General features: G+C 59.0%; 10 protein-coding genes. 6 read left to right on the forward strand and 4 right to left on the reverse strand.

Annotated features, from left to right (window positions below):
• The first annotated feature begins 11 nt into the window (after window positions 1–11).
• From lolA to cysG, 5 genes are all read left to right on the forward strand, one after another.
• On the forward strand, window positions 12–626 hold the full coding sequence (gene lolA / locus CWI75_RS09715) for an outer membrane lipoprotein periplasmic chaperone LolA (RefSeq protein WP_162300041.1): 615 nt from the start codon (window positions 12–14) through the stop codon (window positions 624–626).
• A complete protein-coding gene (locus tag CWI75_RS09720; protein WP_101521295.1) occupies window positions 616–1,950 on the forward strand; it encodes a replication-associated recombination protein A in 1,335 nt (444 codons plus the stop codon). The genes lolA and CWI75_RS09720 overlap by 11 nt, the downstream gene beginning before the upstream one ends.
• Window positions 1,951–2,022: 72 nt before the next feature.
• Window positions 2,023–2,397, forward strand: a complete 375-nt coding sequence (crcB, locus tag CWI75_RS09725) for a fluoride efflux transporter CrcB (RefSeq protein WP_101521296.1) — start codon at window positions 2,023–2,025, stop codon at window positions 2,395–2,397.
• Window positions 2,398–2,428: 31 nt separating this feature from the next.
• The gene (gene serS, locus CWI75_RS09730; RefSeq protein ID WP_101521297.1) at window positions 2,429–3,721 is read left to right on the forward strand and encodes a serine--tRNA ligase; all 1,293 of its coding nucleotides are present in this window, start codon (window positions 2,429–2,431) and stop codon (window positions 3,719–3,721) included.
• 24 nt (window positions 3,722–3,745) lie between these two features.
• Window positions 3,746–5,197, forward strand: coding sequence for a siroheme synthase CysG (cysG, locus tag CWI75_RS09735; RefSeq protein WP_101521298.1), 1,452 nt, complete (start codon window positions 3,746–3,748; stop codon window positions 5,195–5,197).
• Here cysG and CWI75_RS09740 read toward each other — a convergent pair.
• Entirely contained in the window at window positions 5,194–7,434 is a 2,241-nt protein-coding gene (locus CWI75_RS09740) for a fatty acid cis/trans isomerase (RefSeq protein WP_241521157.1), read from the reverse strand. The two genes, cysG and CWI75_RS09740, sit on opposite strands and share 4 nt — an antisense overlap.
• 152 nt (window positions 7,435–7,586) lie before the next feature.
• Between CWI75_RS09740 and CWI75_RS09745 the strand changes: the two genes are divergently transcribed.
• Window positions 7,587–8,219, forward strand: a complete 633-nt coding sequence (locus CWI75_RS09745; RefSeq protein ID WP_101521300.1) for a trimeric intracellular cation channel family protein — start codon at window positions 7,587–7,589, stop codon at window positions 8,217–8,219.
• A 58-nt stretch (window positions 8,220–8,277) separates the two neighbouring features.
• Here the strand turns inward: CWI75_RS09745 and rimK are convergent, their stop codons facing one another.
• The 3 genes from rimK to CWI75_RS09760 all read right to left on the reverse strand — a co-directional run bounded on the left by rimK (window position 8,278) and on the right by CWI75_RS09760 (window position 10,787).
• On the reverse strand, window positions 8,278–9,195 hold the full coding sequence (gene rimK / locus CWI75_RS09750) for a 30S ribosomal protein S6--L-glutamate ligase (RefSeq protein WP_101521301.1): 918 nt from the start codon (window positions 9,193–9,195) through the stop codon (window positions 8,278–8,280).
• Window positions 9,196–9,292: 97 nt separating this feature from the next.
• Window positions 9,293–10,561: a glucose-1-phosphate adenylyltransferase gene (gene glgC / locus CWI75_RS09755; RefSeq protein WP_101521302.1), complete on the reverse strand. Its 1,269-nt coding sequence runs from the start codon at window positions 10,559–10,561 to the stop codon at window positions 9,293–9,295.
• Between the two features lies 1 nt (window position 10,562).
• Window positions 10,563–10,787 (reverse strand): hypothetical protein, encoded by a 225-nt coding sequence (locus CWI75_RS09760; RefSeq protein ID WP_101521303.1) that lies wholly within the window; start codon window positions 10,785–10,787, stop codon window positions 10,563–10,565.
• Window positions 10,788–11,094: the final 307 nt, after the last annotated feature.

Here is an 11,094-nt window from a genome sequence, read left to right on the forward strand (position 1 = left end):
GAAGCATGCCCGTGTTGAATACCGTTACGGCTCTTTTGTTCAGTCTCTTGCTGCTCGCCACACCCCTGCGCGCGGAACCGGTAGACGAGTTGCTGGCTGCACTGGACAATATCAGCCAGTTGCAGGGTGAGTTCCGGCAACGTCAGTACAGCCAGGGCGACGTTCTGGAATCCGAATCCAGCGGCCGCTTCCGGCTACTGCGGCCCGGCTATTTTGCCTGGGAAATAACGGCGCCGGACAGCCAGCTTATTATCGCCAATGCCGAATATCTGTGGCACTTTGACCGCGATCTCGAAACGGTCACCCGGCGACCGCTGGCCGATAGCGAGGCGATGACGCCTTTGCAGGTACTGGGAGGGAACGACGCGGCACTGCGCCGGAATTATGCCGTGGGCCAGGATGCTGAAGGTCGCTTCGTATTGACACCACACACGACAGACGCGGGCTTCAGGCGTCTTATCCTGGAACTGGACGGGCGGCTTATTCGCGGCATGGAGGTACTGGATAACCTCAATCAGCGCGTGCTCATTGACTTCGAGGCTCTGGACCCCGACAGCCCGCTGACAGCCGCGGATTTTGAATTTATGCCGCCGCCGGATGCAGACCTGTTTTACCATGACGAATGATTTGTTCGGCGGCGATGCCGGTGCCGGTTACCAGCCGCTGGCCGCACGTTTAAGACCGTACACCCTGGCGGAATTTGCGGGCCAGGGTCATCTGCTGGGGGAAGGCAAACCCCTGCGCCAGGCAATCGCCAGGCAACAGCTGCACTCAATGATTTTCTGGGGGCCGCCCGGCGTTGGCAAAACCACCCTGGCGCGGATTGTCGCCGGTTCCGCCAATGCCCATTTCCTGCAACTTTCGGCGGTACTGGCCGGGGTCAGGGAGATTCGCGAAGCTATCAGCCAGGCACGCCAGCATAAGGCCAGTGGCCGCGATACCGTGCTGTTTGTGGATGAAGTTCATCGCTTCAACAAGTCCCAGCAGGATGCCTTTCTGCCGCACGTGGAGGAGGGCACCGTCATCTTTATCGGCGCCACCACTGAAAATCCTTCCTTTGAACTCAATAATGCCCTGCTGTCACGTTCCCGGGTATACAAACTGCGCGCCCTGGAGGAGGGCGACCTGCTGGGTGTATTGCAGCGTGGGCTGTCCGAACTGCTGCCGGCCACCGCCGCGAGCGAGGACTGCCTGCGCATGATTGCACGCCAGGCCGATGGCGATGCCCGGCGCGCGTTGAACCTGCTTGAACTGGCCGCTGACCTGGCCGAGGAGGGGCCTTCAGGTCTCCCCCGTGAGATCACCCCTGCCACACTGGAAGAAGTACTGCAGGCCTCGCTGCGCCGTTTCGACAAGGGCGGCGACCTGTTCTATGACCAGATCAGTGCACTGCACAAGGCGGTGCGAGGCTCATCCCCGGACGCGTCCCTGTACTGGCTGTGCCGCATGCTGGATGGCGGCTGCGATGCGCTGTATCTGGCGCGCCGGGTGGTGCGTATGGCCAGCGAGGATATCGGTAATGCCGACCCGCGCGCCCTGAGCCTGTGTCTCGACGCCTGGCAGGTGCAGGAGCGACTGGGCAGCCCGGAAGGGGAGCTGGCCCTGGCCCAGGCGGTGGTCTACCTGGCCTGTGCCCCGAAGAGTAACGCGGTTTACAGCGCCTACAATGCGGCCCGTGCGGATATCGCCGCCAATGGCAGCGAGGAAGTGCCGCTGCATTTGCGCAACGCCCCCACTGCGCTGATGAAAGCCGAGGGCCATGGCGCCCAATACCGCTATGCCCACGATGAAGACGGCGCCTTTGCCGCCGGTGAAAACTACTTTCCCGAAGCCCTGCGTGATCGCCGCTACTACCACCCCACGGAGCGCGGCCTGGAACAGAAGATCCGGGACAAACTCGAGCACCTGCGCCAACTGGACCAGACCAGCCCCCTCCGCCGCTACTCCTAGGCCACAGCGCCTACACTCGGCGCTGCAAAATCAGTACAATGCCCGCCTGCACGCCACAAGGCACCGTTCACGATGAAATACCTGCTGTTCATAGCCCTTGGCGGCGCCGCCGGGTCAGTGGCTCGATACTCGCTTTCCCTGTGGACGCAAAGTGTTTGGCACAGCGTCTTTCCGGTGGCCACGCTGCTGATCAATATCACCGGCTCCTTTGCAATCGGCGTCGTGTTCGTGCTGCTGGAGCGGCACCTGCTGCACCCTGACTGGCGCAGCATTCTGGCAGTGGGATTTCTGGGCGCTTTCACCACCTTTTCCACTTTTTCGCTGGAGGTGGTGACCCTGTGGGAGTCGGGGCAAGCGACCCAGGCGCTCATTTATATGGCAGCGAGTATGGGGCTGTGCGTACTCGGTGCAGGGGCGGGAATCGCCCTGACCCGAACCCTGGCCTGAACCACTACAAAAAATACACAGGAACTGGAATATGTTGGATATCAAGGCCATACGGAACAATCCTCAGGCTGTTTCACAACAACTGGCCCGGCGTGGTTTCAGCTTTGACGTGGAGGCATTCCAGGCACTGGATGCCCGCCGTAAGCAGGCGGATATGGATAGCCAGAACCTGCTGTCCGAACGGAAGAATGCCTCAAAAAAAATTGGCCAGCTGGTCGGCCAGGGCCTGAGCGTCGACGATGCCAAGGCTCAGGTCAATGAGACCCTTGAGAAAATTTCAGCCCAGCTGGATACGCTGACCGAGCAGGCCAGGACCGTACAGGCAGAGATTGAAGCACTACTATTGGAAGTTCCAAATATACCGGCAGACGATGTACCGGACGGTGCCAGTGAGTCCGATAATGTCGAACTCGCGCGTTGGGGGACGCCACCGGCCTTTGATTTCCCGGCCCGGGATCATGTTGAAATCGGCGAGGCGCTGCAGCAACTCGACGCCACCACCGCCGGCAAAATCGCCGGCTCCCGATTCACCGTCATGTATGGCCCCCTGGCTCGACTGCACCGGGCACTTATCCAGTTCATGCTCAACTTGCACACCGGTGAGCATGGCTATTGTGAAATCAACGTCCCTTATATCGTCAACAGGGAATCACTGCGCGGCACTGGTCAATTGCCCAAGTTCGAGGCCGACCTGTTCAAGCTGCGCGCAGACGCCGACTATTACCTGATTCCGACCGCCGAAGTGCCGGTAACCAATGTTGCCCGGGACCGCATCTATGAGGACGTTGAACTGGGGCCAGAGGGTATCCACTACGCCTGCCACAGCCCCTGTTTTCGCAGCGAGGCCGGCAGCTATGGCCGCGATACCCGTGGCATGATTCGCCAGCACCAGTTCGAAAAAGTAGAGCTGGTACAGCTGGTGCGTCCGAACCAGTCTGCCACAGCCCTGGAATCACTGACCCATCACGCCGAGCGTGTGCTGCAGTTGCTGGAATTGCCCTATCGCAAGGTGGTGTTATGCAGTGGGGATATTGGTTTCTCTGCCTGCAAGACCTACGACCTTGAAGTCTGGCTGCCGGCACAGGACACCTACCGGGAAATATCCTCGTGCAGTAATTTTGGCGACTTCCAGGCACGGCGCATGCAGGCACGCTGGCGCAACCCTGCTACCGGCAAGCCGGAGCTTCTGCACACAGTCAACGGCTCCGGCCTCGCCGTTGGCCGCACCCTGGTCGCGATCCTGGAAAATTACCAGCAGGCCGATGGGAGCGTGGCCGTGCCCTCGGCCCTTGCACCCTATATGGGCGGCCTGGCCACCCTTTAAGCAATCATTTGCCGGTACCACACTATGGAAACCCTGCCGCTTTTTTTAAAACTGGACGAGGTCTGCGTGGTGCTGATCGGCGGCGGGCAGGTGGCCACACGCAAGGCGAGGCTGCTGGTCAGCGCCGGCGCGGCACTGACCGTGATCGCGCCTGAGATCACCCCGGAATTGCAGGATTTGCTGGGGCTTGGCACCGCTGATGTGCCAGTGCAGGCGACGCCTGCCGATAACCGACACCAGTGGTTACCCGAGCCATACGCCGGAGTAGAGCAGCTGTTGGGCGCACGGCTGGTGATTGTGGCAACGCCGGACCGGGCAGTGAATGCCCTGGTATCCGAACAGGCTTGCGCCCACAACATTCTGGTTAATGTGGTGGATTCTCCCGCGCTATGCACGTTCCTGTTCCCGGCAATCGTTGACCGTTCGCCGCTGGTGATCGCGATTGGCAGCAACGGCGGCAGCCCGGTGCTGGCACGCCAGGTGCGCCGGCGTATTGAAGCCATGGTGCCGGCAACCTATGGGCGACTTGCCGCCTTTGCCCGTCGCCTGCGTACCACGGTGGCCACAGCATTGCCGGATGTGGAACTGCGCCGGCGCTTCTGGGAGCAGATTATCGATGGCCCCATTGCCGGCAAGGTGCTCAGCGGGCGCGAGGCGGAAGCCAGTGTCGATCTCGAGACATTGCTGCAAGCCCAGCAGCACAACCCGGAAACCCTTACCCACGGCGAAGTCTATCTGATCGGCGCAGGCCCGGGTGACCCCGACCTGATGACCTTCAAGGCGCTGCGCCTGCTGCAGGCTGCCGACGTAGTGCTCTATGACCGTTTGGTTAACCCCCTGATCCTCGATATGGCGCGCCGCGATGCGGACCGTATCTATGTGGGCAAGCGACGGGCCGAACACAGTGTGCCGCAGCCCGCAATCAACCAGCAGTTGCTGGAGCTTGCCCGCCAGGGCAGGCGGGTGGCACGGCTCAAGGGCGGGGACCCCTTCATTTTCGGGCGCGGTGGTGAAGAGATTGAGCTGCTGGCCGAACACGGCATTCCGTTCCAGGTAGTGCCCGGCATCACTGCCGCTTCGGGGGCCGCATGCTACGCCGGTATTCCGCTTACCCACCGCGACTACGCCCAGTCGGTACGCTTTGTTGCCGGGCACCTGAAGGCCGGCCAGGAAGAACACGACTGGCAGGCCTTCAGTTCGCCCACGGAAACCCTGGTGTTTTATATGGGCCTTTCCGCGTTGGATAAAATCTGCCAACAGCTGCAGGCCCACGGACGCTCACCAACAACGCCGGTAGCGGTTATCGAGCGCGCCACACTGCCAGAGCAACGTATCCTGGTCGGTACTCTGGACACCATTGAAGATATAGTTGCTGCCGCAAGGCCAACAGCCCATACACTGATCATCGTCGGTGAGGTAGTGCGACTGCAGCGCGATTTGTACTGGTTCGGCAATACTCCCGCCAACGGCTCCTAGTAGCCGTGGTAGCGGTTGTAGTCAAACATTCCGGCTGCGAGTGGATCCTGAGCGCGTTGCAATGTGTGGAAACGATCGCTCACTGCCCAGAACCACGGTGAGGTGCGCAAAACACCATAGCGATAACGCAACAGGTCCATATCCTCCTCGTCCTGCAGGGCAAGAATATCCGCCACGAACAGCGGCACCTGTTTTTCATGAACCTGAAAAAACTGATTCGGATGAGCGCCAATAAATCCGGCCGCCACGGTCACCGCGTCCTCTTCCGGTAATCTGCGTTCTTCTTCCTGAAACAGCTGGGCGATATTGCTGTAGCCGGCATCGTGCAACAGGGTATAGGCCTCGTTGCGGCGCCCGCCAATCACGTTGATGAAACTGACCGCCGGCAGAAAGCGATTATGGGCACCGCGCGTTGCCTGCAAGCGGTCAAAGGCATCGGCCATAGTGCCGCTGGCAGTACGCCGGTAATCAAAGTTGGCCGCATTCGCGCCGTGAATATGCTCGCGCATCCAGCCCAGGAATTCAGCCTTCGGGTCTGCGCTGGTATAGGGCAGGGGGCTTTCGCGTTCAATAACAGCAGACTGGGTGAAAACGTGGTCCCGGGCAGATTTGGGGGCATCCCGGTACCAGTAATCCCGCAATGGCTGACGCGTATCGGCGGGTAAAAACATCAGGAAGTTGAACTCGCCCTCCATGCGCAGGAAGTCCATATACAGCCGCGATTCCAGCTGGTGCGACACCGCGCCGTAAACATCAAAGCCGGCTACCAGCAGGTAATGGATCCGCTCCAGCAGGGAGTAGGTGATGACCCAGGCGGTCTTGGGCGTGTCGCCCACGAACCCCTTGACCACCGACGCCGTATCAATATGGCGAAAAATCGTCAGCGAGGCATTGGGGTTGACTCCGTCGCCATCCCAGATAGTGTCTATCCCGGGTGCACGTCCATTTTCCCGGTACTGCGTATCCAGATACGTGGCCTTTGCACTTTCATAACGTTTGTGCGCGCGCGCATAACGGCGCCAGGCCAGCAAATCAATGACCGAACCCGTGCGCGCGCCGGGCAGGCGCAAATTATCACTCTCGCGCTGGAGGAATGCGGCATCAACTTCCGGGTCCATGGCATCCGGGTCCATGAACATCACCCAGAATCGATCCTCAATAACGTTGAGCGCAATCTGGCCGCGGCAGACAGGGCCCTTGATGAAATTCATGATGGTGAATTCCGCATCCTCCAGCAGAAACCGGTAGCGGTTACGCACCGGGATTGCGGCAAAATTGCGAAAGGGATTGCCGGCGAACCGGGGGTCGTAGTCGGGGAGTGTGGCGACACTATAATCTGCCTCCAGAAACAATTGCCGATACCAATCCCTGCGTGCCCGGTCAAAACGGTAGGGCTGGTGGCTTTTGGCCGCCACCACAATCGGCATGCGCTGTAGTCGGTAATAAAACTCGCTGGTGCCCGGATCATCATAGGGGCGACGGCTATTAATTATTTCGAGGGGGGTGCCCGGCGCGGTATATGAACGCACCACCCGGAACCAATCCGGTGAATCAACAGTTTCCAGATATAGAGCCGCAAGAAACAGGTGTTCGTACAGATAACGCGCCATCAACCGACTCTTATCGTCCGGCACATTGAGAAAGTGCTCCCAGGCAGCCACTTCATCTTCTACCCGAACAGACAATGGTGCTTGCGCCGGAGCGCGGGCGCCATCGCGCAGCCATTGTGTCAGTAACTGGTGCTCCTCCGGCTTCAGCCCGGGCAGACCGTAGGGCATACCCCAGAGCGGGTATTCCCGGGCAAACTCATCAAACTCGCCCGATTTGGGACATTGTTGATCCCGATGCAGGTCAAAATCGAAACCCTCGGGCAAATCGCCGCCCACAGGCATGGGGTGTTCCTGCTTCAGGGTGAGCAGGCGGTATAGGGTGCCACGCTCTGCCGAGGTTTCATCCAGAACCGGGTAAAAGCCTTTCTCCCGCCATGCCTCAGTACTATGGGCATCATCAAACAGCCGGGTTAAATCCCCCGCCAGCAATCGGGTGGAATCATATACCAGTGTCTTACTGGCGCCGCGGACCAGGCCTTCATGCGCCTCCAGCTTGAGTTGGCAGGGGGCGTCATAACAGGCGTGACAGACCACGCAGCGTTGCTGGAGAATTTTTTGGGCGCGGGCATCGGCGTTGAGGCTGTCATCTGCTTCAGCTGCCGCCAGGGAAGCATTTCCCAATAGCATCGACAGCACTGTTGCCCCGCCGCATAGCGACCTCGAAAACCGCCGCAGGTAGCCGGGAATGTGCATAATCGTACCAATGAGGGTTAGGGTGATGGAATCATAACACGCATAATTACCGCACCGTGCCAGATCTACCTACGCAAGGAGCACACATGGAGACCGAGATCATTATCTATACCTTTGATCTTTTGGGTATCGCCGTTTTCGCCATCAGCGGGGCATTGGCAGCGGCCCAAAAGCGCCTGGATATCCTCGGGTTTATCCTGTTCGGAACCATCACCGGTATCGGTGGCGGCACACTTCGCGACCTGTTGTTGCAAACCAACGAAGTGTTCTGGATCGGCAATACCACCTATCTGTGGGTTTGTATCGGCGCCAGCGTAGCGACCTGGTTCCTGGCGCACTTGTTTCTGTCCCTCCGTACCTTGCTCCTATGGGCCGATGCCCTGGGGCTGGCGCTGTTCAGCGTGCTGGGAGCGCAGAAAGCCCTGGCCTGGGACGCGCCCCTGCTGGTGGCCATCGGCATGGGAATGATGACTGCCACCTTTGGTTCGCTGATCCGCGACAGCCTGCTCGGCCGTCCACCGGTACTGCTGGAACCGGACATTTATGTCACCGCGGCAGCACTGGGGGCAGTCAGTTACGTGCTGATGACAAGCCAGGGCGCAAGTCCCGACCTGGCGCTTCCACTGGCCGTCGCCGCTGCCTTTGGCCTGCGCGCCGGAGGTATCGTCTTCCGTTGGCGGCTCACCAAATACAGACCGCGGTGGGTCGGGTCTAGCTAGGTCGGGCCGCGTAGGTCGGGCCGCGCAGGTCGGGCCGCGCAGGTCAGGTCGCGTCTCGCTAGCCTTTACCCACCGGTTTGTTGGGCCCGGCCAGCGCATCTTTTTCGATGTAGGCAATGATCTTGCCGGCGATATCGATACCGGTCGCCCGCTCAATGCCTTCCAGGCCGGGAGAAGAATTCACTTCAATCACCAGCGGCCCGTGAGCAGAACGCAGGATATCCACGCCAGCCAGGTCGAGGCCCATCACCTTCGCTGCCTTGACCGCCAGGCGACGCTCGTCGGGGCGAAGTTTGATGACTTCGGCGGTGCCACCGCGGTGCAGATTGGAGCGATACTCTCCTTTTGCCGCCTTGCGCTGCATGGCCGCGATCACTTTGTCGCCAACAACAAAGCAGCGGATGTCCGAGCCACCCGCTTCCTTGATGAACTCCTGGACCAGGAAATCAGAGCCGATACCCCGAAAAGCGTTGATCAGGGCTTCCGCCGCTTTCTTGGTTTCCGCCAGCAATACACCGTTGCCGTGTGTACTCTCGGTGAGCTTGAGGATCAGCGGGGCACCACCCACGGATTCGATCAGCTTATCAGTGGCACGAGCGGAGTGCGCATAACTGGTTACCGGCTGGCCGCAGCCACGGCGCGCCAGTAGCTGGTGTGCGCGCAACTTGTCACGAGAGCGGGTAATGGCAATCGACTCGTTAATGGAATAGACATGGCCGACCTCGAACTGGCGCAATACGGCACAGCCGTAGGAGGTGATGCTGGCGCCGATGCGGGGGATCAGGGCATCAAACTCCAGGGTCTCTACCCGTTCTGCTGAATGCTGATAGGTTACGGTGGGGTCATTGGCGGTAATATTCATGTAGCATTTCAGGACATCGACTACGCTGGCATCATGTCCTCGTGCCTTTGCCGCTTCCAGCAACCTGCGGGTTGAATAAAGCCTGCGGTTCCTCGAAAGGATACCAATTTTCATACATATTTCCTGGGGTGATGTGGATTACCTGCGCATCATAGCTTGAATGCCGGCTATTTACACAATCACTCGCCAGGAAAGGGGCAGGGGAGAGGCATTACCGGATGTAATCGAGTTTCTGGTTGAGCATTTCCGGGGTCACCAGCACCACTCCTTCGGGCGACACTTCAAAGCGCTGGCGGTCGTGCTCCGGGTCAAGGCCGATCACCGTACCGGGGGCGAGCACGCAGCCGGTCTCGATAACGGCTTTATGTACCTGGCAACGGGCCCCTATGACTACGCGAGGTAATACCACGGAATATTCTACCCGCGAGGATTCCTCTGCCCGAACGTTCGAAAACAGCACCGAATGACGGATGTAGGCACCGGAGATAACACAGCCGGTGGTGACCATGGAATCCACCGCCATGCCTCTGCGACCCTCATCATCGAATACGAATTTAGCCGGCGGCCCCTGTTCCTGAAAGGTGCGGATAGGCCACTTGGTATCAAACAGGTCCAGCTCCGGCAACACGCCAATGAGCTCCTGGTTGGCCGCCCAGTAGGTATCAAGGGTACCAACATCGCGCCAGTAGGCGCGTTCGCCGGTGCGCGGATCTCTGAACGGGGACGCAAACACCCGATCCTCTTCTACCGCACGAGGCAACAGGTCGATACCGAAATCGTGCGCGGAATCAAAAATATCGTTGTCATGCTGCAGGCGGTCAATCAGGTAATCCGCATTGAACACATAGATGCCCATGGAAACGAGAGCGGTATCTGGCCGGCCGGGCATTGGCTTGGGTTCTGCCGGCTTCTCTCGAAATGCCGAGACCTGGCCGTCTTCCTCGATCTCAATCACCCCAAACGCGGTAGCCTCAGCCACAGGCACTTCCATGCAGCCCACCGTAACATCAGCGCGGTTCTCCACATGGGTTGCCAGCATCGAACCGTAGTCCATTTTGTAGATATGGTCACCACCCAGAACCAGCACGAACCGGGGATCGTGCGCTCGGATGATATCGATATTCTGGTACACCGCATCTGCGGTGCCGTTATACCAGGACTCACTGGTGCGCTGTTGTGCGGGCAGCAATTCTATGAATTCGCCCAACTCACCCCGCATGAATCCCCAGCCCAGGTTCAGGTGGCGAATAAGGGATTGGGCCTTGTACTGGGTAAGAACACCAATACGACGGATTCCCGAGTTCACACAGTTGGACAACGGGAAGTCGATAATGCGCATATTGCCGCCAAAAGGCACCGCCGGTTTGGCGCGCTGGGTGGTCAGACCACCCAGGCGACTACCACGTCCGCCTGCCAGCACCAGTGCCAGCGTGTCACGGGTAAGGGCGCTGACATAACGATCCGGGTAGTGAAAACTCATATCAGCGACGCCACTCCGCCTGCAAACCCAGGCATTCGTCCCGCCACGGACATTGTGAATCGGTACAGGTAAAGCGACGCTCGGTGGCAAAACACGGCTCGATTCCCTGTTCAGCCTGTAAAGACCAGATTTCCCAGCGATCCGCGGTTCGTATGGGAATTGAATCGTACGCCCGTGCCGCAAATTCCTGGACGGCGCTTTCGTCGCGAAGATTTGTAACAGACATGTTTGTAGCTCCTTCCAGTTGAGTGATGTAAAAAAGTGATGTGAAAAATTGTGGGCTTTCTACCTTTAAGGCTAGACGCGAATCCGGGGATGGCATTGACGTATATCAATACGCACCAGTTTTGGGTTTGCCGCAATCGCAAGCGCATTGAAAAAGATCATTGCCAGCGACCGTTACGTTTATGAGCATAGTTCAGAATTTTCAGGTTCGCGGAAGAAAATAAGCGTCGAAACCCTGTAAAACATGTCTGCGGCTTCAATCGCAAAAGAATCCACATATGCGCATAATATATAAGGCATCATCCAGT

The sequence above is a fragment of the Kineobactrum sediminis genome (genome assembly GCF_002868715.1).
GTDB classification, from domain to species: domain Bacteria; phylum Pseudomonadota; class Gammaproteobacteria; order Pseudomonadales; family Halieaceae; genus Kineobactrum; species Kineobactrum sediminis.

Bases quoted from the DNA above. Each gene is read 5' to 3' on its own strand.
- glgC (WP_101521302.1), bottom strand. From the start codon at position 10,561: ATGAGTTTTCACTACCCGGATCGTTATGTCAGCGCCCTTACCCGTGAC.
- CWI75_RS09745 (WP_101521300.1), top strand. From the start codon at position 7,587: ATGGAGACCGAGATCATTATCTATACCTTTGATCTTTTGGGTATCGCC.
- rimK (WP_101521301.1), bottom strand. From the start codon at position 9,195: ATGAAAATTGGTATCCTTTCGAGGAACCGCAGGCTTTATTCAACCCGC.
- cysG (WP_101521298.1), top strand. From the start codon at position 3,746: ATGGAAACCCTGCCGCTTTTTTTAAAACTGGACGAGGTCTGCGTGGTG.
- CWI75_RS09760 (WP_101521303.1), bottom strand. From the start codon at position 10,787: ATGTCTGTTACAAATCTTCGCGACGAAAGCGCCGTCCAGGAATTTGCG.
- CWI75_RS09720 (WP_101521295.1), top strand. From the start codon at position 616: ATGACGAATGATTTGTTCGGCGGCGATGCCGGTGCCGGTTACCAGCCG.
- CWI75_RS09740 (WP_241521157.1), bottom strand. From the start codon at position 7,434: ATGCTATTGGGAAATGCTTCCCTGGCGGCAGCTGAAGCAGATGACAGC.
- serS (WP_101521297.1), top strand. From the start codon at position 2,429: ATGTTGGATATCAAGGCCATACGGAACAATCCTCAGGCTGTTTCACAA.
- crcB (WP_101521296.1), top strand. From the start codon at position 2,023: ATGAAATACCTGCTGTTCATAGCCCTTGGCGGCGCCGCCGGGTCAGTG.